Origin of the sequence: Streptomyces sp. NBC_00306 (assembly GCF_036169555.1) — a bacterium.
Lineage (GTDB): Bacteria > Actinomycetota > Actinomycetes > Streptomycetales > Streptomycetaceae > Streptomyces > Streptomyces achmelvichensis.
In genome coordinates this window covers 2,555,044-2,578,897 of sequence record NZ_CP108032.1, presented here as the reverse complement: position 1 = coordinate 2,578,897, position 23,854 = coordinate 2,555,044, and the positions used below count along the sequence as shown (strand labels likewise).

General features: G+C 71.1%; 20 protein-coding genes. 12 read left to right on the top strand and 8 right to left on the bottom strand.

Translation table 11 applies throughout. The features are described from left to right. The first annotated feature begins 163 nt into the window (after positions 1-163). Complete coding sequence (locus tag OHA05_RS11445) at positions 164-382, top strand: hypothetical protein (RefSeq protein ID WP_313946421.1); 219 nt, start codon at positions 164-166, stop codon at positions 380-382. A gap of 12 nt (positions 383-394) precedes the next feature. On the opposite strand, the gene OHA05_RS11440 is transcribed toward OHA05_RS11445, so the two are convergent. Further along, the gene (locus tag OHA05_RS11440; RefSeq protein WP_328860505.1) at positions 395-982 is read right to left on the bottom strand and encodes a TetR family transcriptional regulator; all 588 of its coding nucleotides are present in this window, start codon (positions 980-982) and stop codon (positions 395-397) included. 38 nt (positions 983-1,020) lie between these two features. After that, entirely contained in the window at positions 1,021-2,031 is a 1,011-nt protein-coding gene (locus OHA05_RS11435) for an aldo/keto reductase (protein WP_328860504.1), read from the bottom strand. Between the two features lie 287 nt (positions 2,032-2,318). On the opposite strand from OHA05_RS11435, the gene OHA05_RS11430 reads away from it, so the two are divergent. After that, on the top strand, positions 2,319-2,513 hold the full coding sequence (locus OHA05_RS11430) for a DUF6243 family protein (protein ID WP_313946424.1): 195 nt from the start codon (positions 2,319-2,321) through the stop codon (positions 2,511-2,513). 119 nt (positions 2,514-2,632) lie between these two features. On the opposite strand, the gene OHA05_RS11425 is transcribed toward OHA05_RS11430, so the two are convergent. Continuing rightward, positions 2,633-4,069, bottom strand: coding sequence for an MFS transporter (locus tag OHA05_RS11425; protein ID WP_328860503.1), 1,437 nt, complete (start codon positions 4,067-4,069; stop codon positions 2,633-2,635). A gap of 101 nt (positions 4,070-4,170) precedes the next feature. Here OHA05_RS11425 and OHA05_RS11420 point away from each other — a divergent pair, with 101 nt between their 5' ends. After that, positions 4,171-5,022: a helix-turn-helix transcriptional regulator gene (locus OHA05_RS11420; RefSeq protein ID WP_328860502.1), complete on the top strand. Its 852-nt coding sequence runs from the start codon at positions 4,171-4,173 to the stop codon at positions 5,020-5,022. A 495-nt stretch (positions 5,023-5,517) separates the two neighbouring features. Here the strand turns inward: OHA05_RS11420 and OHA05_RS11415 are convergent, their stop codons facing one another. Further along, the gene (locus OHA05_RS11415) at positions 5,518-6,945 is read right to left on the bottom strand and encodes an MFS transporter (protein ID WP_328860501.1); all 1,428 of its coding nucleotides are present in this window, start codon (positions 6,943-6,945) and stop codon (positions 5,518-5,520) included. Between the two features lie 52 nt (positions 6,946-6,997). On the opposite strand from OHA05_RS11415, the gene dusB reads away from it, so the two are divergent. After that, positions 6,998-8,155 carry a tRNA dihydrouridine synthase DusB gene (gene dusB, locus OHA05_RS11410; protein ID WP_313946427.1) on the top strand — a complete coding sequence of 386 codons (1,158 nt, stop codon included), beginning with the start codon at positions 6,998-7,000 and terminating at the stop codon, positions 8,153-8,155. A gap of 96 nt (positions 8,156-8,251) precedes the next feature. On the opposite strand, the gene OHA05_RS11405 is transcribed toward dusB, so the two are convergent. Then, positions 8,252-9,004, bottom strand: a complete 753-nt coding sequence (locus OHA05_RS11405; protein ID WP_313946428.1) for a GntR family transcriptional regulator — start codon at positions 9,002-9,004, stop codon at positions 8,252-8,254. Between the two features lie 253 nt (positions 9,005-9,257). On the opposite strand from OHA05_RS11405, the gene OHA05_RS11400 reads away from it, so the two are divergent. The 7 genes from OHA05_RS11400 (at position 9,258) to OHA05_RS11370 (ending at position 18,658) form a co-directional block, all read left to right on the top strand. After that, on the top strand, positions 9,258-10,400 hold the full coding sequence (locus OHA05_RS11400) for an ABC transporter substrate-binding protein (protein WP_328860500.1): 1,143 nt from the start codon (positions 9,258-9,260) through the stop codon (positions 10,398-10,400). Beyond that, positions 10,400-11,296 (top strand): ABC transporter permease, encoded by an 897-nt coding sequence (locus OHA05_RS11395; RefSeq protein ID WP_313946430.1) that lies wholly within the window; start codon positions 10,400-10,402, stop codon positions 11,294-11,296. Before OHA05_RS11400 ends, OHA05_RS11395 begins: the two co-directional genes overlap by 1 nt. After that, positions 11,284-12,216 carry an ABC transporter permease gene (locus OHA05_RS11390; RefSeq protein WP_328860499.1) on the top strand — a complete coding sequence of 311 codons (933 nt, stop codon included), beginning with the start codon at positions 11,284-11,286 and terminating at the stop codon, positions 12,214-12,216. Before OHA05_RS11395 ends, OHA05_RS11390 begins: the two co-directional genes overlap by 13 nt. A gap of 3 nt (positions 12,217-12,219) precedes the next feature. Further along, positions 12,220-13,329, top strand: coding sequence for an ABC transporter ATP-binding protein (locus OHA05_RS11385; RefSeq protein ID WP_328860498.1), 1,110 nt, complete (start codon positions 12,220-12,222; stop codon positions 13,327-13,329). After that, the gene (locus tag OHA05_RS11380; RefSeq protein ID WP_328860497.1) at positions 13,326-14,054 is read left to right on the top strand and encodes an HAD family hydrolase; all 729 of its coding nucleotides are present in this window, start codon (positions 13,326-13,328) and stop codon (positions 14,052-14,054) included. Before OHA05_RS11385 ends, OHA05_RS11380 begins: the two co-directional genes overlap by 4 nt. Positions 14,055-14,395: 341 nt before the next feature. Continuing rightward, positions 14,396-17,113: a pyruvate, phosphate dikinase gene (ppdK, locus tag OHA05_RS11375; RefSeq protein ID WP_313946434.1), complete on the top strand. Its 2,718-nt coding sequence runs from the start codon at positions 14,396-14,398 to the stop codon at positions 17,111-17,113. A 552-nt stretch (positions 17,114-17,665) separates the two neighbouring features. After that, complete coding sequence (locus OHA05_RS11370; protein ID WP_313946435.1) at positions 17,666-18,658, top strand: ArsR/SmtB family transcription factor; 993 nt, start codon at positions 17,666-17,668, stop codon at positions 18,656-18,658. Positions 18,659-18,720: 62 nt separating this feature from the next. On the opposite strand, the gene OHA05_RS11365 is transcribed toward OHA05_RS11370, so the two are convergent. Together OHA05_RS11365 and OHA05_RS11360 are read right to left on the bottom strand one after the other, a co-directional pair. Next, positions 18,721-19,878 carry a PhoX family protein gene (locus tag OHA05_RS11365; protein ID WP_313946436.1) on the bottom strand — a complete coding sequence of 386 codons (1,158 nt, stop codon included), beginning with the start codon at positions 19,876-19,878 and terminating at the stop codon, positions 18,721-18,723. Positions 19,879-20,098: 220 nt separating this feature from the next. Then, complete coding sequence (locus tag OHA05_RS11360) at positions 20,099-22,066, bottom strand: APC family permease (RefSeq protein WP_328860496.1); 1,968 nt, start codon at positions 22,064-22,066, stop codon at positions 20,099-20,101. Between the two features lie 189 nt (positions 22,067-22,255). Between OHA05_RS11360 and OHA05_RS11355 the strand changes: the two genes are divergently transcribed. After that, a complete protein-coding gene (locus tag OHA05_RS11355; RefSeq protein ID WP_313946438.1) occupies positions 22,256-22,810 on the top strand; it encodes a hypothetical protein in 555 nt (184 codons plus the stop codon). 40 nt (positions 22,811-22,850) lie between these two features. Here OHA05_RS11355 and OHA05_RS11350 read toward each other — a convergent pair whose 3' ends face one another. Beyond that, positions 22,851-23,777 (bottom strand): oxidoreductase, encoded by a 927-nt coding sequence (locus tag OHA05_RS11350; RefSeq protein WP_328860495.1) that lies wholly within the window; start codon positions 23,775-23,777, stop codon positions 22,851-22,853. Positions 23,778-23,854 lie beyond the last annotated feature (77 nt).

Sequence of the window (23,854 nt, the reverse complement as noted above, 5' to 3'; positions counted from 1 at the left end):
TTCCGCGCGCGGGCACGGCCGTGTCCGTACGGCTCCGACCGGCCGAAAGGTGGCTGCCGGGCGCCTGGTTGTCGACGTGCGGGGCAACAGAGCGACAAGGGTCCCCTGTTGATGTTGTCCGTACTGCACACTGGGGCGCACTCGTCACCCGGGAGAAGACACCATGCCGTCCACGACCACCAGCAAGGTCAGCAGATGGGACCAGCACGGCCGCGAACACGTCGTGCATGTAGCGAAATCGGGCATGCAGCGGATGCTCACCTGTGACACCTGCGGCTGGCGCAAGGGTGCGCAGTTCCTGCCCTGGCTCAAGGCCGAGGAGCACCTCGCCGAGGTCCATCAGGCGACCGTCGACCCGTCGGCCGGAGCGCGTCCGGCCTGACCTCCACCGGTCTCAGGGACGCAGTCCCCGCAGCAACAGGTCGCACACCGCACGGAATTCGTCCTCGATGGCCGGCCTGCGCCACTCCGGCGCGTGCACGGGGTCGTGGAAGCGGGCCGTCGCGACGAACACCGCCTGCGCCGCGGACGCGGGCGACTCGGCCCTGAACTCGCCCGCCGTCACGCCCTCTTCGACGATGCGGGTGAGCTGGCCGGTCAGCAGCGCCAGATGCCGGTCCACCGTGTCGCTGGTCTCGGTGATCAGCGCGCTGTAGGTGGCGAAGAGTTCGGGATCGTCGCCGGCCTTGTGGCGTTTGGCCTCGAAGAGTGCCGACAGCCAGTGCCGCAGCTTCTCCCCGGCCGACGCCGCGGGGGCCTCGGTGATCTCCGCGAGCAGGTCCTCGGTACGGCCGAGCCAGCGCGCCGTCACGGCCTCCCGCAGCGCCGCCTTCGTTCGGAAGTGGCGGTACACGCTGCCGTGGCTCACGCCCAGCAGCCGCGCGACGTCGACGACCGTGGCCTTCGCCGGGCCGTAGCGGCGCAGCACATCCTCGGTGGCTTCCAGGATGCGCTCGGTCGTCAGGGTCTCGCTGGTCGGCATGGTGTCGACGGTACCCGGCCGGTTCGCCTGCACCGGATTCAGTGCTCGCTGTCCAGGTGGGCCATCTGCGCCTCGGGGTAGCGCGCGCCGGCGGCCGCTCCCGCCGGGACGGCTTCCTCGATGGCCGCGAGCTCACCGGCGTCGAGCGTGACGTCGAGCGCGCCGAGGGCCTCGGTGAGCCGGTCCCGGCGCCGGGCGCCGACCAGCGGCACGATGTCCTCACCGCGGGAGAGCACCCAGGCGATCGCGGTCTGCGCGACGGTGATGCCCTTCTGCTCGGCGATCTTCCGCAACTGCTCGACGAGGTCGAGATTGTGGCGCAGGTTCTCGCCCTGGAAGCGCGGGCTCATGCCGCGGAAGTCGCCGGGCGCCAGTTCGCGGTCGTGCGAGAAGTGGCCGCTGATCAGCCCGCGGGAGAGCACGCCGTACGCGGTGATGCCGATGCCCAGCTCGCGCGTCGTCGGCAGGATCTCGTCCTCGATGCCGCGCGAGATCAGGGAGTACTCGATCTGGAGATCCGCGATCGGGGCCACCGACGCGGCCCGCCGGATGGTGTCCGCGCCCACCTCGGACAAGCCCACGTGTCGCACATGGCCCGCCTCGATCAGTTCGGCGATGGCGCCGACGGTCTCCTCGATCGGGACGCCGGGGTCGATGCGGGCGATCCGGTAGATGTCGATGTGGTCGCGGCCGAGGCGCTGCAGGGAGTACGCGGCGAAGTTCTTCACCGCGGCGGGCCGGCCGTCGACTCCCGACCAGCCGCCGTCGGCGTCGCGCAGCGCGCCGAACTTGACGCTGACGAGGGCCTTCTCGCGGGCGGCCGACGGCGCGCTGCGCAGGGCCTCGTTGACGAGCAGTTCGTTGTGGCCCATGCCGTAGAAGTCGCCGGTGTCGAGCAGGGTGACGCCGGCGTCGAGGGCGGCGTGGACGGTGGCGATGGACTCGGCGCGGTCGGCCTCGCCGTACAGCGCGGACATGCCCATGCAGCCGAGGCCGAGCGGGGAGACCAGTGGGCCTGTGGTGCCGAGGGGGCGGGGGGTGGGGGCCATGAGGGGCTCCTGGGGTGCGTGGAGGAAACGCTGACACCACTACCGTACCTAACGAATGACAGATTTCAATATCTGTCATTCGATATCTGTCAGGCGAGGTGCGACGCGCCTCTCGCCCACCGCCGTGCACCACGCTGCCCCGAATTCGGATGACCGGCCTCTCGCCAGGCGGTACCGTCTCCCTCATGTCTTCGTTCTTCCAGATCTACGAGTGAGAGGGCGGCGGCCCGACCCGCCCCCCGTCTGACGTTCCCGAAGTCACTTCTCACCACGAATGGGAGAACCCCATGGCCAAGAGCCGGAACAACCTTCTCGGAGTCGGCGGACAGCGGCGCAAGCTGTCCCGCGCCGAACAGCAGGCCAACGGACCCACGCGCAACGCCGACCGGCAGACGGCCGCCGAGCAGAAGGCCGAACTGCTGCGGAAGATGCGCGAGCGTGCCGAGGGCACCGACGCTCCGCAGGAGGAGCAGAACCAGTAGGCGCACAACGCACAACCGTGGGCCCGGACCGCACAGGCGGTCCGGGCCCACGGGCATGTCCGGCCCCGGCGCACCCCCGGGCCCCGGCGCACCCCCGGGCCCCCGGCGCACCGCACCGCTCAGGTCAGGGTGCGCGGCAGCCGCAGGCTCAGCAGCGTGGTCAGCGCGATCACGCCCAGCCACACCAGCAGGGTCACCGTCAGCGCCCGTCCGGCGCCCGAGCTCTCCGTCAGCGACAGGAACAGCGAGCCCAGCGTGGCCACACCCAGGGCCAGCGCGGACTGCTGGGTCGTCACCATCACCCCGCTGCCCACGCCCGCCTTCTCGTTCGGTACGTCGGAGAGCACCACGCGGAAGAGCACGGGCAGTTGGAGCCCCTGACCGAAGCCCGCGAGGGCGAGACCGGGGGCGAGCTGCCAGAGCGCCAGGTGCGACCAGTCGTGCCACACGGTCAGTGCGAGGACCGCGACACCGAGACCCTGGAGAAGGCCGCCGGCCGTGACGATCCGTGTGCCGTGCCGGACCACCAGCCGCGGCCCGGCGAGCGACGCCACGAAGAAGGCGACGGCCATCGGCACGAGTGTCAGTCCGGACGCGATCGCGCCCGCGCCGAGGCCCTGCTGGAGCGCGACCGCGATGACGAACATGAAACCGCCGAAGCCGACCGAGAACGGCAGCAGCATCGCGAGTCCGCGGCGCAGGGAGGGCTGGGCGAACAGGCTCGGCGGCACCAGGGGAGTGCGGCCGCGACGGTCCGAGCGCCGTTCCACCCACCAGAACACCGCCGCCGCGACCGGGAACGCGCCGAGCGCGAGCCACGTCCACAGCGGCCAGCCGGCGGCCCGGCCCTCCGTCAGCGGAGCCAGCAGCGCGAGCAGGGCGACGGTCAGCAGCACGGTGCCCGGCAGATCGACGGGCGCCGGGTCCTTCGACCGGGTGGCGGGGACCGAGCGCGTCGCCAGTACGAGGCCGGCCAGCGCGACCGGCACGTTCACCAGGAAGATCGCCCGCCAGCCGCTGCCCGCGATGTCGGCCGCGACGAGCACGCCGCCCACGATCTGTCCGGCCACCATCGCGAGACCGGCGGTGGCGCCGTACAGGCTCATGGCCCGAGCCCTGCGCTGCCCCGAGGTCGACGCCTGGATCGTGGCCAGCACCTGCGGCAGCATCAGCGCGGCGGCCGCGCCCTGGGCGACCCGTGCGCCGACGAGGGTCCAGGCGTCGGGCGCCAGCCCGCAGGCGAGTGAGGTCAGTCCGAAGGCGGCCATCCCGGCGAGGAAGAGCCGGCGGCGCCCGTACTGGTCGCCGAGCCGCCCGCCGAGGACGAGCAGGACGGCGTACGAGAGCCCGTAGCCGGCGACGACCAGTTCCAGCATCGCGGGACCCGCGGCGAGGTCGTGGTCGATGGTCGGCAGGGCGACATTGACGATGAAGAAGTCGATCAGCGGAAGTGCCGCGCCGAGAAGAAGGGTGAACAGCCCGAGCGGGCCGAGCACCGGTCCGCCGTCGGCGGTGGCGGGGGCGGAAACGGGGGAAAGGACACGTGTCTCACTCACACATCCGAAGATCCTCCGATTCGCAGCCTGGTACCAGAGTGTCCTTATCCTGGTACAAGCACCACCTGGCAACGGTCTGAGCCGTTCGGCACCCTGGGGGTATGACGACGATGGTGCAGGAGTCCGACGTACGACGGCACGAGCTCGCGGGCTTTCTGCGCAGCCGTCGCGAGCGGATCACCCCGGAGCAGGTGGGTCTGCCGCGCGGGCGCCGCAGGCGCACCCCCGGGCTGCGCCGCGAGGAGGTCGCCCAGCTCTCGGCCGTGGGCGTCACCTGGTACACGTGGCTGGAGCAGGCGAGGGACATCCAGGTGTCGCCCCAGGTGCTCGACGCGATCGCACGGGCGTTGCTGCTCGACTCCAGCGAGCGCAGCCATCTCTTCGCGCTGGCGGGCGCGTCCGACCCGGCGCCGGGCACGCCCTGCCCCACGGTCACCCCGGGACTGCGGCAGATGCTGGAGCAGTTGGAGCCGATTCCGGCGTGCATCCAGAACAGCCGGTACGACATCCTCGCCCACAACCGCACGTACGGGCGGCTGCTGTGCGATCTCGACGCCCTGCCGCCGGAGGACCGCAACTGCATGGTGCTGGCCTTCTCCAACGAGGACTGGCGGTCGGCGGTCGTGGACCTCGCGGCGTCGAACCGGATGATGGCGGCGAAGTTCCGGGCGTCGATGGCGGAGCACCTGGCCGAGCCGGCGTGGAAGGCGCTGCTGGCACGGCTGGAGTCGTCGCAGGAGTTCCGCGAGGTGTGGGCGCGGCACGAGGTGGTCGGCCAGGGCGGCAAGACGAAGCACATCGACAACGCGCACGTCGGTCTGCTGCACCTGGAGCACAACAACCTCTGGCTCGGCCCGAAGGCGGGCCCCCGGCTGGTGACGTACGTCCCGCTGGACGCGGTGTCCCGTGAACGGCTGGAGAAGCTCCAGGCGTTGGCGTCCGCGGAGGTCTGACACGCCGCCCGAGCGGCGGCCGGGCAGGGGGCGCGGCGGTGCGGCCGCCGGTCGGACGGCGCGTTTCTGCCGCTCGTTTCCGGGGGCTCGGAGGTGGCCGGTGTCGCACCGGACGTATGGCGCGTGCGGAGCCCGGTCGCGAGGCGCCGCATGCTCCTCGCGACCGGCTGGGCCGAACGGGCGGACCGCCGGTCCCGGGCCTCGCGAGCGCATCTTCGACGGGGCCCGCACGGCTACCGGATCACGCCCCTGCCCGACCGCGTCGGACGCCCGCGACACCGGCAGCCGGGACAGGGGCGGACCCTTACCCGTGCGCTGGTCTCGGCGGAGCCGTGCCAACAGCGCGCACGGCCGAGTCCCGCGCCCGAGGCGCCGTCGGGTCGGGTCCCGCGCCCGCAGTACGGGTCAGCCGGCCGTGACGGGCAGGCCCCCGTCCGCCGCGTCGGTCAGCCGGTCACGACCGGGCCCCCGGCCCGCCAGCCACGGCAGCCCCCCTCACACATCCGCCGCCGACCGCTCCGGCTCCCGGTCCGCCGCGCCCAGTCGTTCCGCCGTCCTCCGGGCCGTCTCGCGGGCCCAGGGGCCGCTCGTCAGGACCCCGACCACCAGCACGCATACACCGCAGCCGGTGAGGATCCACCAGGCCGGGCGGCTGGCCGGGACGAAGTCCGTGGCGTACGTCGCCGTGGAGACGCCCGCGGCCAGGACGGCCCCGATCACGGCGACGCCGAGCGTCTGGCCGATCTGACGGCTGGTCGAGGCGACGGCGGCGGCCACGCCCGCCTGGGCGCGTGGCATCCCGGAGACCGCGGTGTTGGTGATCGGCGCGTTCACCATGCCGAAGCCGAGTCCGAACAGGACGAAGCCCACGAAGAGCAGCACTTCCGAGGTCTCCGCCTCGAACGCGGCGAACAGCACCCCGCTCGCGGCCATCGTGATCCCCGCGATCACCAGCGGGAGGCGTGGTCCCCGGCTCGCCACCAGCCGCCCCGACAGGGGTGCGCAGACGAGGGTGAGCCCCGCCATCGGCAGCATGTACAGCCCCGCGTGCAGGGCGGACATACCGCGGACCTCCTGGAGGTAGAGCGTGTTGATGAAGAGGAACCCGGCCAGGGAGGCGAAGGCGCAGACGGCGACGACCGTGGCTCCGCTGAACGGGGCGCTGCGGAAGAAGCGCAGGTCGATGAGGGGTTCGTGGCGCCTCGGCTCGTACAGCAGCACACCGGCCAGCGCGACGGCGGCGACCACGGCGAACACGATGCTCGACTCGATGATCGCGTAGGTGAGCGAGGCGAGGAGGGTGATGACGAGCAGCTGCCCGACCGGGTCGGCCCGGCGGGGCTTCGGCGCGCGGGACTCCGGGACGTAGCGCCAGGTCAGCAGCAGAGCGATCAGACCGACCGGCAGATTGACCCAGAAGATCGAACGCCAGCCGACGGTGTCCACGAGCACTCCGCCGACGATCGGGCCCGCGGCCATGGAGATGCCGACGACGCCGCCCCACACACCGATCGCGCGGGCGCGTTCGCGCGCGTCGGTGAAGGTGTTGGTGATGATCGACATGGCGACCGGGTTGAGCATCGAGCCGCCGACGGCCTGGACCATGCGGAACGCGACCAGCGATTCGAGGTTCGGGGCGATCGAGCACAGCAGCGAGCCCAGGGTGAACATCACGAGCCCGGCCTTGAAGACCCGGCGGCGGCCGATCCGGTCGGCGGTGGAACCGGCGAGCATCAGCAGCGACGCGAGGACGAGCGTGTACGCGTCGATCGTCCACTGCATCCCGGACACGGAGGCGTGCATCTCCTTGCTGATGGAGGGCAGCGCCACATTGAGGATCGTGTTGTCGAGGGAGACGATCAGCAGGCTCATGCAGCAGATCGCCAGGATGAGCAGCCGCCGTCGTGATGTGAGCTCGGACATACGTCGATAGTACGGTTAACTAACGACTCCGGACGTGCGCGACAATGGGCGAATGACCACGCTCGCCCCGTCTCCCGCGTCCCTCGCGAAGCTCTCGATCGGCCCGTACTCCGTACAGCCGCCGGTCGTGCTCGCGCCCATGGCCGGCATCACGAATGCTCCGTTCCGCACCCTCTGCCGGGAGTTCTCCGGCGGCAAGGGACTCTTCGTGAGCGAGATGATCACGACGCGGGCGCTGGTCGAGCGCAACGAGAAGACGATGCAGCTGATCCACTTCGACGCGAGCGAGACGCCGCGGTCGATCCAGCTGTACGGCGTGGACCCGGCCACCGTCGGCAAGGCGGTCCGCATGATCGTGGACGAGAACCTCGCCGACCACATCGACCTCAACTTCGGCTGCCCCGTGCCCAAGGTGACCCGCAAGGGCGGCGGCTCCGCCCTGCCCTACAAGCGGCCGCTGCTGCGCGCCATCCTGCACGAGGCGGTCACGGGCGCCGGCGACCTCCCCGTGACGATGAAGATGCGCAAGGGCATCGACGACGACCACATCACCTTCCTCGACGCCGGACGGATCGCGGTCGACGAGGGCGTGACGGCGATCGCGCTGCACGGTCGCACGGCCGCGCAGCACTACGGCGGTACGGCGGACTGGGACGCGATCGCACGCCTCAAGGAGCACGTCCCGGAGATCCCGGTGCTCGGCAACGGCGACATCTGGTCGGCGGACGACGCGCTGCGGATGGTGCGCGAGACGGGCTGCGACGGCGTCGTCGTGGGGCGCGGCTGTCTGGGCCGGCCGTGGCTCTTCGGCGACCTGGTCGCGGCCTTCGAGGGCACGGGGTCGTACGCGACACCCACCCTGCGCGAGGTCGCCGCGGTGATGCGGCGGCACGCGGAGCTGCTGGGGGAGTGGATCGGCGACGAGACACGCGGAGTCATCGACTTCCGCAAGCACGTGGCCTGGTACCTCAAGGGCTTCGCGGTCGGCTCCGAGATGCGCAAGAAGCTGGCGATCACGTCCTCGCTGGCGGAACTGGACGCCCAGCTGGCCGAGTTGGACCTCGACCAGCCGTGGCCCGTGGGCGCGGACGGCCCGCGCGGCCGTACGTCGGGCAACAACCGCGTCGTCCTGCCGGACGGCTGGCTCAAGGACCCCTACGACTGCGCGGGCATCAGCGCGGACGCGGAACTGGACACCTCGGGCGGCTGAGGCCCGCGTTGTCCGGCCTGATCCGAGCGGCAGGCCGGACGACAGGTCGGGCGACAGGTCGGGCGACCGGTCCGCGCTGTCGGTGAACGGCCCGCCCTAGCCGTCCAGTTGGCCCGCGTGGCGCGACAGCGGCGCCGTGTCCGACGAGTTGCTCACGCTGAACGTCACGCTGCCCGCCACATAACGGTCGTCCGTCCACTCGATGGCCCGGCCCGTCGCCGTGGACGACACATGCCGCTGCCGCAGCAGGGGACTGCCCCGGCGCACCCGCAGCATCCGCGCGTCGACGCTGCCCGCGGACACCGCGTCGATGAGGTGCTCGCCGTAGTGCGCGACGATGTCGTGCGTCCCGGCGATGCTGTTCATGATCGACGAGCAGTCCTCGGGCAGCTCCTCGACGGCCGGTGCGACCCAGGGCGCGTACGCGGTGCGCTCCAGCATCGCCGGCTCGCCGTCCAGCAGCCGCAGCCGCAGCACATGGAGGATCGCGGACCCGGTCGGTACCGAGAGCCGGGAGGCCTCCGTGGGCGTGGCGGGCCGGCGCACCCGGGTCAGGATGCGGCTCGCGACCTCGTAGCCCTGTGAATCGGCCCACTGGGCGAAACTGTTCAACTCCGCGAAGCTGTGGCGCCGTTCGTGCCGGAGCACGATTCTGCGCGCACCCTGGCGGGATCCGATCAGGCCCTCGGAGGCGAGGACGGCGACGGCCTGGCGCACGGTGCCGCGCGAGGCGGACCAGCGGTCGGCGAGGTCGCTCTCCGAGGGGAGTTGGGCCCCGACCGGATACTCGCCGCCGAGGATCGATCCCCGCAGCGCTTCCGCGATCTCCAGATAACGCGCCGTGCCCACGCGAACGTCCTCCGTGCCCCGAAACTGTGCGCAGTCGGTTGCGCTGGGTTCCGCTTCCCTCCTCACCCTAACCGTGTCCGGGCGCGGCCGAACCCACGCGCTGCAACCAGCTATGACCGTTGGTGAGGTGGCTTTGTCTCTTCCGTCGCCCGATCCCCGGCGGTCATGCGGCGTTCATGATCCGGACAGGTCATCCGGGCGAACTGAGCTCAGCTTGTTCAGACAAGTTCTCACTTAGTCTCCGGGAGAGACCGTGTTCAGACCTACCCGCCCCGTCGCCGCCGCCCTGCTCGGCGCCGCGGTGCTCACCACCGTCACGGCCTGCGGTGCCGCGCCCGACAACGCGGCCGCGGGCACCGTGGGGGCGAAGGCCAGTGCCTCCGCCGCCGACTTCGGCGGTATGCAGGCGCTCGTCGAGGCCGCGGAGAAGGAGGGCGAGCTGAACGTCATCGCCCTCCCGCCGGACTGGGCCAACTACGGCGAGATCATCAAGGCCTTCGAGGCCACGTACAAGATCAAGGTCAACAGCGAGAACCCCGACGCCGCCAGCGCCGACGAGATCGCGGCCGTCAAGGCCCGCAAGGGCCAGAAGCGCGCCCCCGACGTCCTGGACCTGGGCATCGCCTTCGCGCGCAGCGGCGCCGCCGAGAACCTCTTCGCGCCGTACAAGGTCGAGGCCTTCGACAAGATCCCCGCGGAGCAGAAGGACGCGCAGGCCCGCTGGTACAACGACTACGGCGGCTATGTCTCCATCGGCTGCGACGCCAAGCGGATCAAGAACTGCCCGCAGACCTTCGCCGACCTGCTCAAGCCCGAGTACAAGGGCAAGGTCGCGCTGAACGGCAACCCGACCAAGTCCGGTTCGGCCTTCGGCGGTGTGTACGCGGCCGCTCTCGCCAACAAGGGCACGTTCGGCGACATCCAGCCCGGCATCGACTACTTCGCCGAGCTGAAGAAGCGCGGCAACTTCATCCCCGTCGAGTCCACCCCGGCCACGGTCGAGAAGGGCGAGACCCCGATCAGCATCGACTGGGACTACCTCAACGCCGGCTACGCCGACCAGTTCCGCGGCAAGGGCGTCGACTGGAAGGTCGCCGTCCCCTCCGACGGCGTCTACGCCCAGTACTACTCGCAGGCCGTCAACAAGCAGGCTCCCCACCCCGCCGCCGCCCGGCTGTGGATGGAGTTCCTCTACAGCACCGAGGGCCAGAACCTCTGGCTGAAGGGCTACGCCCGCCCCGTGCTGCTGCCCGTCATGACCGCCGGCGGCACCGCCGACAAGTCCTTCGTCGCCAAGCTCCCGCAGGTCGAGGGCACGCCCACGTTCCCCTCGTCCGCCGAACTCGACAAGGCCAAGGCCGTACTCGCCGAGAAGTGGGACAAGGCCCTCTCCTGATGTCCGTGACTCTTCCGTCCTCCACCCGGACCGCCGGCGGTGTGCGTCGCCGGCGGCGCGGGCCCGGCAGCGGGCTCGCGGTCCTGCCGCTGCTGCTGTTCACCGGGCTGTGCTTCGGACTTCCGTTCGGGGCCGTGCTGTACGGCGCGGTCACCCGCACCGATGCGACGACCGGCGGCTCCTCGCTGACCGGTGAGCACGTCCGCCGCTCGCTCCAGGGCCCCTATCTGGACTCCCTCGCCGGCAGTGTGCAGCTCTCCGGGCTCACCGCGGTGATCGGTTCGCTGGCAGGACTGTTCATCGCGCAGGCCGTCGTCACCTCACGCCGGCAGTGGCTGCGCAGCGCCACGCTCACCGCATCGGGTGTCCTGGCCAACTTCGGCGGCGTACCGCTGGCGTTCGCCTTCATCGCGACCGCCGGCATCTCCGGCGTGCTCACGCAGCTCGCCGACCTGGACAGCCTCGGCTGGAACCTGTACTCCTTCACCGGACTCAGCGTGGTCTACCTCTACTTCCTCACCCCGCTGATGGTGCTGACGATCGTGCCCGCGCTCGACGGGCTGCGGCCCCAGTGGCGGGAGGCGGCGCAGAACACCGGAGCGAGCACCTGGCAGTACTGGCGGATGGTGGGACTGCCCGTCCTCGCCCCGTCGCTGCTCGGCGGCTTCGTCCTGCTGTTCGGCAGCGCGTTCGCCGCGCACGCCACGGCCGCCGCCCTGGTCGGCGGGTCCGTGCCGCTGGTCACGCTGAAGATCGCGGACGCGCTCTCCGGCAATGTGCTGGTCGGCCAGGAGAACGTGGCCCTCGCCCTCAGCCTCGACATGATCCTGATCGCCGGGCTGGTCATGGCGGTCTATCTCCCCCTTCAGCGACGGAGTGCCCGATGGTTGCGCTGACCCCCACCGCACCGGCCGACCCGGTCACCCCCCTCGTGCCGGAGAAGGCGCCGTCCGCGCCGCTGCGGCGTCGCGCCGACAGGCCCCGGGTGTGGCGCGGGTTCGTGCTGGGCCTGGCGGGCCTGTACTTCCTGGTGCCGCTCGCCGCCTCGTTCGTCTTCACCGTCCACACCCCCGGGCAGGGCATCTCGTTCCAGGCGTACACCGGCATCCTCGGCGCCGAGGGCTTCACCGACAGCCTGTTGCTCTCCCTCGGGCTCGCCGCCGCCACCATCGCCCTGGTGCTGCTGCTCGCGGTGCCCGCGCTGGTCGCCGTACGGCTCGGAGCGCCGAAGCTGCGGCCGCTCGTCGAGGTCGTGTGCATGCTGCCGCTGGTGGTGCCGCCGATCGCGCTGGTCACCGGCATGGGCACGGTGCTGCGCTGGGGGCCCGAGCATCTGTCGCGCACCCCGCTCTACCAGACGTTCCTCGCCGTCCAGAACGAGAGCTTCCCGCTCGTCCTCGTCCTCGCGTACACCGTGATGGCGCTGCCGTTCGTGTACCGCTCACTGGACGCGGGGCTGCGCGCCGTCGACGTGCCGACGCTGGTCGAGGCCGCCCGCAACTGCGGGGCGAACTGGCCGCAGGTGATCGGCCGGGTCGTGCTGCCCAATCTGCGCACCTCGCTGGCCGGGGCCGCGTTCCTCACCCTGGCCCTCGTGCTCGGCGAGTTCACGATCGCCGCCCTGCTCGGCTTCCAGCCGTTCGCGGTGTGGATCGTCACCGTCTCCGGATCGCAGGCCCGGATGTCGGTGGCCGTGTCCATCCTCAGCCTCCTGATCACCTGGGCGCTGCTCCTCCTCCTGTCCCGTGCGGGCAACGGCAGCCGCAGCGTGGGCTCCGTACCCGCTGCCGCCCCCGCCTCCAGCAAGGAGTCCTGAACCATGTCCGCACCCACCGCACCCACCGCATCACGCGTGGCCGTGGCCGGCGAGGTCGCCGCCGGCGCGGGTGCGCGCGTCGAATTCCGCGGTCTGCGCCGGGCGTTCGGCTCCACCGTCGCCCTCGACGGTCTCGACCTGACCGTCGAGCCCGGCGAACTGCTCGCCCTCCTCGGCCCCTCGGGCTGCGGCAAGACCACCGCGCTGCGGGTCGTCGCCGGCTTTGAACAGCCCGACGCGGGTGAGGTCCTGGTCGACGGCGAGGACATCACCCGGGTGCCGGCGAACCGCCGGGACGCCGGGATGGTGTTCCAGTCGTACAGCCTCTTCCCCAACCTCAGCGCCCGTGACAACGTCGCCTTCGGCATGCGGGTGCGCAAGGTGCCCGCCGCCCGGCGGAACGCCCGCGCCGCCGAACTCCTCGCCCTCGTCGGCCTGCCTGAGCACGGCGGCCGCTACCCGCACCAGATGTCGGGCGGCCAGCAGCAGCGGGTCGCGCTCGCCCGCGCCCTGGCACTCGAACCGCGTGTGCTGTTGCTCGACGAGCCGCTGTCCGCGCTGGACGCCAAGGTGCGGCTCAGCCTGCGCGAGGAGATCCGGCGGCTTCAGCTGTCGCTCGGCATCACCACGATCTTCGTCACGCACGACCAGGAGGAGGCCCTGTCCATGGCGGACCGCGTCGCCGTCCTGAACGCGGGACGGCTGGAGCAGTGCGCGGCGCCCGCCGAGCTGTACCAGCGCCCCGCGACGGCGTTCGTCGCCGAGTTCGTCGGCACCATGAACCGGCTGCCCGGTTTGACGACCGGCGGCGGCCTGGTGGAGGTCGCGGGCGCCGCACTGCCGGTGGACGGCGATCCGCCGGTCACGGCCGGTGCGGTCGAGGTGCTCGTACGCCCCGAGAACGTCTTCGTCGTCGCGGACCCGGAGGGTGAGGCCACCGTCGTCTCCGCGTCCTTCTTCGGCTCGGTCACCCGGGTCCTGCTCGATCTGCCGGGCGGCGGATCGGTCAAGGCGGATCTGCCCTCTCGGGAGGCGGCCCTGCTCACCCCCGGCACCCGCGCGCGCATGTCCCTGGCGGAGCGTCCCGTCCTCGTCGTGCCGGCGGCGCCGTGACCCCGGGAGCCCCGGCCCGTCCCGCGGCCGTCCTCTTCGACATGGACGGCACCCTCGTCGACACGGAGGTGCTGTGGTGGGAGGCGGCCGAGGAGGTCGCCGCCTCGGTCGGGCACCGGCTGGGTGCCGCGGACGCACCCGAGGTCGTCGGCCGCGCCGTCCAGGACACGGCCGCTCATCTGATGCGAGTGGCCCTCCCCGGCCCCAGGGTGTCTCTCAGTGCCACCGAGGCGGCCGACGCGCTGACCCGCGCCTTTCACCGGCGGGTGGCGGCGGGGGCCCCGCTGCGTCCAGGAGTCCGTCGGCTGCTGGCCGAACTGGAACGGTGCGATGTGCCGTTCGCCCTGGTCAGCGCCTCGCCGCGGCTGGTCGTGGACTGTGTGGTGCAGGGGGCGCTGGCCCGGGTGCCCTTCTCCTTCACCCTGTCCGCCGACGACACCGCGCGGACCAAGCCGCACCCGGATCCCTACCGGGCGGCGGCTGAGCGCTTCGGGGCCGACCCCGGGGCCTGTGTGGCGGTGGAGGACTCGCCGGACGGGAGTGCCTCGGCGCAGGCCGCGGGATGCCCGGTGCTCGTGGTGCCCTCGTTGCTTCCGGTGCCCGAATCAGCAGGTCGGGTCTTCGCCGAGAGCCTGGAGGAGGTGGACCTGGAGGTGCTGAGCCGATGTGTTGCGGCGTGTTCCGCGGGTCCGGATGATGGGACCGGACGGTCTTCGGCCGCGTGATTCTCGCCACCCTTGATAGGGGTGCCGCTCAGATGAGCGATTTGGTGGCGACTGCATCTCTCGGAAGGGTGGCACCGAGTGCCACCCTTCATGGGTTCATCCGATCGCGAGAATCATCGCTCTCCGTCGATGGTTCGCCGCATTCTCGTCGCTGAGAGTGGTGATGTGTTCAGGGCTTGAAAGGTTGCCGATCGCGCGTCGGCTGCCCGGTCACTTTCGATCTGGTGGCGGACGAGTGGTTACGGCCGTATGACGGCCAAGTGGACGTACCCAGGCGCCTTCGATCTGGGTATGTTCCTGGCCGTCAGGGCAGCCACCGCGTCCTCGAGGAGTCGAGACCCGTGTCGGAAAACAAAGATCCCCACGTAGCGAAGTTCGTCTACGACTTCACCGAGGGCAACAGGGATTTGAAGGACCTCCTCGGCGGCAAGGGTGCGAACCTCGCCGAGATGACCAACCTCGGCCTTCCCGTCCCTCCGGGCTTCACCATCACCACCGAGGCGTGCAAGGTCTACCTGGACAGCGGCGAGGAGCCGGCGGCTCTGCGCGACGAGGTGAGTGCGCACCTCGACGCCCTCGAGCAGAAGATGGGCAAGAAGCTCGGCCAGGCCGACAACCCGCTTCTGGTGTCGGTGCGTTCGGGCGCGAAGTTCTCCATGCCCGGCATGATGGACACCGTCCTCAACATCGGCCTCTCCGACAAGTCGGTCGAGGGCCTGGCCCAGCAGGCCGGCGACGAGCGCTTCGCGTGGGACTCCTACCGCCGCCTCATCCAGATGTTCGGCAAGACGGTGCTCGGTGTCGACGGCGAGCTCTTCGAGGAGGCCCTCGACGACGCCAAGACCGCCAAGAAGGTCACCATCGACACCGACCTCGACGCCGGCGATCTGAAGAAGCTGGTCAAGCAGTTCAAGAAGATCGTCAAGACCGAGGCCGGGCGCGACTTCCCGCAGGACCCCCGCGAGCAGATGGACCTCGCGATCCGCTCGGTCTTCGAGTCGTGGAACACCGACCGCGCCAAGCTCTACCGCCGCCAGGAGCGCATCCCCGGCGACCTCGGCACCGCGGTCAACATCTGCTCCATGGTGTTCGGCAACCTCGGCCCCGACTCCGGCACGGGCGTCGCCTTCACCCGTGACCCCGCCAGCGGCCACCAGGGCGTCTACGGCGACTACTTGCAGAACGCGCAGGGCGAGGACGTCGTCGCGGGCATCCGCAACACCGTCCCGCTCGCCGAGCTGGAGCAGATCGACAAGAAGTCGTACGACCAGCTGATGCAGATCATGGAGACCCTCGAGACGCACTACAAGGACCTGTGCGACATCGAGTTCACCATCGAGAGCGGCCAGCTGTGGATGCTGCAGACCCGCGTCGGCAAGCGCACCGCCGGCGCCGCGTTCCGCATCGCCACGCAGCTCGTCGACCAGGGGCTGATCGACGAGGCCGAGGCCCTCCAGCGGGTCAACGGCGCCCAGCTCGCGCAGCTGATGTTCCCCCGCTTCGACGACCAGGCGAAGACGGAACTCCTCGGCCGCGGTATCGCCGCGTCCCCGGGTGCCGCGGTCGGCAAGGCGGTCTTCGACTCCTACACCGCGGTGAAGTGGTCGCGTTCGGGCGAGAAGGTCATTCTCATCCGCCGCGAGACCAACCCCGACGACCTCGACGGCATGATCGCCGCGGAGGGCATCCTGACCTCCCGCGGCGGCAAGACCTCGCACGCCGCCGTCGTCGCCCGCGGCATGGGCAAGACCTGTGTCTGCGGCGCCGAGGAGCTCGAGGTCGACACCAAGCGCCGCCGGATGACCGTGAACGGCACGGTCATCGAGGAGGGCGACGTCGTCTCCATCGACGGCTCCACCGGCAAGGTGTACGTCGGCGAGGTGCCGGTCGTACCGTCCCCGGTCGTCGAGTACTTCGAGGGCCGGATGCACGCCGGCGCGGACGACGCCGACGAACTGGTCGCCGCCGTGCACCGGGTGATGGCCTACGCGGACCGGGTGCGCCGGCTGCGCGTGCGGGCCAACGCCGACAACGCCGAGGACGCGCTGCGCGCCCGCCGGTTCGGCGCCCAGGGCATCGGCCTGTGCCGCACCGAGCACATGTTCCTCGGTGAGCGCCGGGAGATGGTCGAGAAGCTGATCCTCGCCGACACCGACGACGAGCGCGAGAACGCTCTGGGTGCGCTGCTGCCGCTCCAGAAGAAGGACTTCATCGAGCTGTTCGAGGCGATGGACGGACTGCCCGTCACCGTCCGGCTGCTCGACCCGCCGCTGCACGAGTTCCTCCCCGACATCACCGAACTGTCGGTGCGCGTCGCGCTCGCCGAGGCCCGCAAGGACCACAACGAGAACGACCTGCGGCTGCTCCAGGCCGTGCACAAGCTCCACGAGCAGAACCCGATGCTGGGCCTGCGCGGCGTCCGCCTCGGTCTGGTCATCCCCGGTCTGTTCGCCATGCAGGTACGGGCGATCGCCGAGGCCGCGGCCGAGCGCAAGAACGCCAAGGGTGACCCGCGCCCCGAGATCATGATCCCGCTGGTGGGCACCGTCCAGGAGCTGGAGATCGTGCGCGAGGAGGCCGACCGGGTCATCGCCGAGGTGCAGGCCGCCACGGGGACCGACCTGCGGCTGACCATCGGCACGATGATTGAGCTGCCGCGTGCCGCGCTCACCGCCGGTCAGATCGCCGAGGCCGCCCAGTTCTTCTCCTTCGGGACGAACGACCTCACGCAGACGGTCTGGGGCTTCTCCCGCGACGACGTGGAGGCCTCGTTCTTCACCGCGTACCTGGAGAAGGGCATCTTCGGGGTCTCTCCGTTCGAGACCATCGACAAGGACGGCGTCGGCTCGCTCGTCCGCAACGCGGTCGAGGCCGGCCGGGCCACCCGCCCGGACCTCAAGCTCGGCGTCTGCGGTGAGCACGGCGGCGACCCGGAGTCGGTGCACTTCTTCCACGAGGTGGGCCTCGACTACGTGTCCTGCTCGCCGTTCCGTATCCCGGTGGCGCGCCTGGAGGCAGGCCGTGCGGCGGCCGTCTCGAAGGGCAGCGACTCCCGCTAGGGACTTAAGGACCCCGGAGCCGACACCGGTCCTCCTCGGGCGCCTCCCGGCGCCCGTGGGGGAGCCGGCATCCCACCCTCACCGACCCGGTGGAGGCTCCGGAACACCGAGAAGGGGCGGGCGCCTTGTGCGGGGCGCCCGCCCCTTCTGCTGTGCCTGCACGGCCCCGGCGGGCCGTCCCCTTCTTTCAGTACTTTCACAAAGTCCCTGAGCAATTGTGGATGTTGCCGGCCAGCGAATTCCCGCCATTGGTTCAGCAAACAACGGGCGGAGCGCGGCCCGCGGATCCCCATCCGCCGACCGCGCCCCATTACCCACGCCGGGCAGGGAGCCGCACCGACTGTCGCCCGCCGCCGGACACGCAAAGCCCCCCACGGCCTTCGCTGTGTCCATCGGTGACAGTTGGTTCCTGTCCGACGCCGTACAGCCTTTCGGTTCGCACCCGGCTCCGGCGAGACATTTCAACTGTGGCTGAAACACCGTGGTAACCGGCTGTGATTGCATGCATACTCGGTGATCGGGGCCGATTGCGTGTGCAACAGTGGGGGTTCAGTGCTTCGTATCCATTTCACCGGTGACGACCTCGCCAGAGTGCGGATGGCGACGAAACCGGATGTGTTGTGGGAAACGATTCTCAGCTTTCACCGATTGAGAGAGCGCCGACGTGCGCTGATGTTCGGGGAATGGCGCTCGGAAACGCGGGCCAGGTTGAATGGTGAAACAAGCCTGCTGGCCGCTCTGGTGCCGACGCGGGGCTATTTCCCCGACTTTCTGACGCCTCCGGAAGGAAGCCTCGGACTCGACTCCGGACTCGAAGTGATTCGTGCCACATCGCCGGCGCGACTGTATACGGAACTGGGGCTCGTGGCCGCCGGCCGCACCCCCGCTCCGGAGCTGACGGGCCGTCTCGCCGCCCTCGCCGAGGGACGGCCCGAGCCGCTCGTCCGGCTCGTGTCGGTGCTCCGCAGCTACCACCGCGCCGCCATCGAGCCGTACTGGCCGCAGATCCAGGCGAGGGTCGAGGCGGACCGTGCGGTACGCGGGCGGGCACTGCTCGACGGAGGCGCGGGCGAACTGCTCGACTCGCTTCCCCCGGTGCTCCGGTGGCGTGCCCCGGTCCTGGAGGCGGACTATCCCGTCGACCGTGATCTGTACCTCGACGGCCGGGGCCTGCTGCTCCAGCCGTCGTTCTTCTGCCGGGGCAATCCCGTCGTCTACCGCGACCCGTCGCTCCCGCCGGTCCTCGTCTACGCGGCCGAGCACACCCCCGACCCGGTCTTCGGGGAGGCCGGCGGCCCCTCCCTCGGCCGGCTGGTCGGCCACACCCGCTCCGCCGTGCTCCAGGCCATACGGTACGGCTGCACCACCAGCGAACTGGCCCGCAGGGCAGGGGTGTCGCTCGCCTCCGCGAGCCAGCACGCCGCGGTCCTGCGGGACGCGGGTCTGGTGCTGACCCTGCGCCACGGGAACGCCGTCCTGCACACACTCACCCCGCTGGGCGCCGCCCTGCTGAGGGGCGGCGCACCGGCGGAGGCCGCGGGCTGAGACCCGCGGGCGGCAGGACGGCACGGTTCACGCGAACCCGGCGAGGTCCGAACGGCAGGCCCCTAGGTGCGGAAGGGCCCCGTCACCTCGTAGGTGATGCCGCCCGACGACGACCCGCTCGTGCCGCGCTGGCTGGAGAAGTACAGCCGCCTGCCGTCCGGCGAGAACGCCGGACCGGTGATCTCCGACGAGGACTGGCCGTTGATCCGCAGGAACGGCGCGACCACGTCGTCCGGGGTGATCACACAGATCTCCATGGAGCCGCCGTCCTCCGCCACGAACAGATCCCCGGAGGAGGAGCCGGTGACGTTGTCCACGCCGGTCAGCGGTGCGCCGCCGCTCACCAGCGAGTCGTCGTAGGCCAGTTCGTACGTGCCGGCGGTCAGGTTCAGCTGCCAGACGCGGTTGTCGCCCTTGGTGGTGAACCACACCTTGTCGTCGGCGTAGTAGCAGCCCTCGCCGCCGTTGAACTTCTTCGAGCCCGGGACCTGGCTGCGGGTCGCCGTCGGCGAGCCGTCCGGGTCGGGGACATCGGCCCAGGTGTAGCTGCCCGAGGTCGCCGTACCGGCCTTCAGCACCTGGAGGGTGCCGGAGGAGAGGTTGCCCCAGGTGGTGGGGACGAAGCGGTACAGACAGCCGTTGGTCTCGTCCTCGGTCAGATAGACCACCTTGCGGACCGGGTCGGCCGCGGCCGCCTCGTGCTTGAACCTGCCCATCGCGTCCCGGCGCACGGCGGCGTTCACGCCCCAGGGGTCCGTCTCGTAGACGTACCCGAGGCTGACTTCCTCGCAGGACAGCCAGGTGTTCCACGGGGTCTTGCCGCCCGCGCAGTTCTGCCGGGTGCCGGACAGGATGCGGCGCGCGCCGGTGATCGCGCCGGTCGAGGAGAACGTGACCGCGCTCGCGCCGCCCGACGGGTTGATCTCCGAGTTGGAGACGTAGATCCAGCCGGTGCCGTCGGCGTAGCAGGCACCGCCGTCCGGCGCGCTGTGCCAGGTGTACGAAGTCGAGCCGACCTTCTGTCCCGAGCGGGCGATCACCCTGCTGGTGAACCCGTCGGGCAGGAGGATGCCGTTGGAGTCGGCCGGCCGGAGTGCGCCGTAGGGGCCGGGGCCCGGCTGTGCGGGATCCGCGACGGCCGCACCGCGCCACAGGGTGCCGCCGAGGGCGGCTGCCGAGGTGCCGATGACCGCTCCACGCAGGAAGTTGCGACGTTCCACGTATCGCTCCAATGGGGGGACCGCCCCGCGGTGCCGGTCGGCGCGGCGGGGTCGCGCGCTGATGGAACCTAGGAGCGCCGAATTGACGGAACGCCAACGGCCGGTGACCCGCAGCGGTCGACATGCGGCCGAGCGGGTCGAGCGGGCCGGTGGCCTCGTCGTGCGCCTCTCCCTTCACGGTGCCACCACCTCCCCGGACGGGACAGGGGGCCGGACCCGGTCAGGACAGGGGGTCGGAATCCGAGAGGCGGAACCGCAGCCGGCAGATCACCGCGTCCGTGTCCCGGCGCACCGCGTGCGCGAGCACCGCACCTCGCTGGTTCTGGAGCAGCCGCTGCCACAGCCGGTCCGGCTCCACCTCGGGTATCAGCACGGTGACCCGTGTGCCGGGGTGGTACTTGTACACCCGGCGTACGTACTCCGACACCGGCCGGCCCACCGTGCGGTGCTCCGAGTGCAGTTCCACCAGATCCACGCCCGGGTTCCACCGCTCCCAGGCCTGGCGCAGTTCCCGCAGGGCCGCGCGGTCCTCCGCGTCCCCATGGGTCACCGTCACCGCCCGTACCTCGTCACCGAGCGAGACGGCGGCGTTGAGGGCCTCGACCGTGAGCTTCGACAGATGGGATACCGGCACGACGACCAGGGAGCGTTCGCGGTGCGGGGCCTCGGGCACCCGGCCGAGACCGAGGCGCTCGCCGATCCTGCCGTAGGCCCGGTGCACCCGTTCGAAGATCAGCACCAGCGCGGGCAGCGCGACCACGATCAGCCAGGCTCCTTCGGTGAACTTGGTGGCCGTGACCACCACGGCTCCGACTCCGGTGAGGACGGCTCCGACACCGTTCAGCACTGCCCGCCGGCCCCACCCGGGCGACCGCTCGGCGCGCCAGTGGATCACCATGCCGGTCTGGCAGATGGTGAAGCCGACGAAGACACCGATCGCGAACAGCGGCACCAGCGTGTTGGTGTCGCCGCCGGACAGGACGAGCAGCAGCGCCGCGACGGCGGCGAGCGCCAGGACTCCGTGGCGGTGGACCTCCCGGTCGGCCTTCAGCCGGAAGACATGGGGGAGGTAGTTGTCGCGGGCAAGCAGCGACATCAGGACGGGCAGCCCGCCGAACGAGGTGTTGGCGGCCAGTGCCAGCAGGACGACGGTGGCGAACTGCACCACGTAGAAAGCCCAGTTGTGCCCGAGCGACGCGTCCGCCAGCTGGGCGAGCACGGTGACGCCCTCGACCGGCTGGAGGTGGAAGCGGCCGATGAGGACCGCGAGTCCGATGAGCATCACACCGAGCAGTCCGCCGAGCGCGGCCTCCGTACGCCGGGCGCGCTGTGCCGCCGGCGCCCGGAAGGACGGCACGGCGTTGGCGACGGCCTCGACGCCGGTGAGCGCGGAGCAGCCGGAGGCGAACGCCTTGATCAGCAGCAGCGCGCCGACGGTGGTGGTGTTCTCGCCCAGGACGGAGGCGTGGCCGGCGGCGGCCTCGGTGGACACCGGTGCGTCGCGGAACAGCCCCACGACGATCATGGTCAGGATCGAGCCGACGAAGACCGCGGTCGGCACGACGAACGCCCGTGCGGAGTCCACGATGCCGCGCAGATTGACGGCGGTGACCAGCACCAGGACACCGAGGCACAGCACGATCCGGTCGTTGTAGAGGGCCGGGAACGCGGAGGTGAGCGCGGCGACGCCGGCCGTGACGGAGACCGCGACGTTCAGTACGTAGTCGAGGATCAGCGAGGCCGCGGCGACCAGGGAGGTGCGCCGGCCCAGATGGGTCCTGGCGACGGCGTACGAACCGCCGCCGTTCGGGAACGCGGCGATCACCTGGCGGTAGGACGCGACGAGCACCGCGAGCAGGGCGGCGATGGCCAGGGTGACGGGAAGGGTGAAGCCGAGCCCCACACCGCCCGCGGTGGCGAGGACCAGCACGATGGCCTCGGGCCCGTAGGCCACCGACGCCATCGCGTCGAGGGAGAGCGCGGCCAGCCCCTGGAGCGCGGTGAGCCGGTGCCGGTCGCCCGCCTGCCGCACGGGCGGCGGGTGCGAACCGGGAACCTCCTCGGACGGGCCGCGGGGGCCGGGCACCTCCTCGGACGGACCCGAAGGACCCGATGGACCCGAGGGACCCGACGGACCTGACGGACCCGACGGGCCGGCGGAGCCGGGAGGCGTGTTGAGGACGGTCATTGTGCAGGCACCTCCGGTCGGGAACACCTCAGCGTGCGGGCGGTCCTTTCGCGCCCCGTGCCGTCTTGTCGTGTTCCTTGCGCCCGCACCCCCGGCCTTCACGGACTCTTGACGCGCCGCGTAGCGAATCCGTCAGAGCGCCCCAGACGGTGCAGACGCGGCTCCCCGGGCCGGTTTACCGTCCCGGCCATGAAAACGGGCGAGAGCGGGAACAGCGCCGGGTGCCTCGGGGCCGGCGACACGGTGGTGACGGCCGAGGACCGCCGCTGGGCGGCCGATGTGCGGGCCGCGGTCTTCTGCGCGGCCGCCCTGCTGGTCCTGCTGCATCTCGTGGACCTGGCGGCGGGCACGCTCGACGCGCTGCGCTCGGGACTGTGGACCGCGCTGGCGGCCCTGCTGTTCTCGGTGCTCTTCCCCAGCCGGGTGACCGCGGGCCACCACTGGATCGCCGTACGCGGACTGCTCGGCGAGCGCCGGGTCAGCACCGATCTGCTCACGCAGGTCGGCCACCGCGACGGCCTCAGCCCGCGGATCGTGCTCCGCGATGTGTGGGGTGCGCGGGTCGAGGTGGAACTGGAGACCCTCGCCGCCAATCCGCTGCTGTGGCACGAACTGGACACCGGGGCCCGGCGGGCGCGTGAGGACGGACTGCTGAGCAGCGGATCCGCGGTGCTTCAGTCGCTGGCGCGACGGATCGAGTCGGACACGGCCCGGGAGGTGTTCGAGGCGTCGGGACTGCGCTGAGGCCGCCCTGCGGCAAGTGCTGGGCCGTGTCCGCCGGAGCTCAGGACTTGAGCCCCTCGTACGTCACCCCGGTCAGCTGCTCCGACGCCACCCACAGCCGCTCCCCGGCCACGTCGTTCGACGACCAGGAGAGCCGCCACGACGGAGCCGGCGCACCCCGCCATCCCAGGATCCGCGGGCCGGTGAACGAGTCCGGCCGGACGTCCGGCGCGGTGGCCGCGTACAGCGTGGGCAGCGCCCCGGACGCGGCGGACTGGGCGAAGATCCGATTGCCGGTCTGCATGAACCGTTCCTTGGTCTTCTGGCCCGCCATCCGTGCCCCGGCCGCCTGGAGGTTGGTGTTGGCATAACCGGGGTGGGCGGCGGCCGCCACGACGTCGGAGCCCGCCGCGCTCAGCCGCCTGGCCAGCTCGTGGACGAACAGCAGGTTCGCCGTCTTCGAGCGGGAGTAGGCGGTCCACGGGCTGTAGCGGCGCTCGCTGTTGAGATCGCCGATGTCGATGTTGGCCATCGCGTGCATGAAGCTCGACAGGCTCACCACCCGGGCGCCCGGTGTCTCCAGGAGCTTCGGCAGCAGCAGGCCCGTCAGGGCGAAGTGCCCGAGGTGGTTGATGCCGAACTGCGTCTCGAAGCCGTCGGCCGTCACCGAGTGGGGCAGCGCCATCACACCGGCGTTGTTGATCAGCAGATCGAGTCGGTCGTACGGGTACGAGGCCGCGAAGTCCCGTACGGAGGTCAGGTCCGCCAGATCCAGCGGCCTGAACTCCACGTCCGCACCGGGCACTTCGGCGCGGATGACGCTCTCCGCCTCCCGGCCGCGGGACTCGCTGCGGCACGCGAGGACCACCCGCGCGCCCTTGCGGGCCAGTTCCCGCGCGGTGACGAGACCGATACCGCTGTTGGCCCCGGTGACCACGGCCGTACGCCCGTGCTGATCCGGAATGTCGCTGGTGCTCCAGCCCGCCATCGCTGCGCCCCTCGGTGGTGAAGACCCCGGTCGGTGGTGAAGACCCTGGGGCGTCAGCGTATTGAATCGCGGGGGCC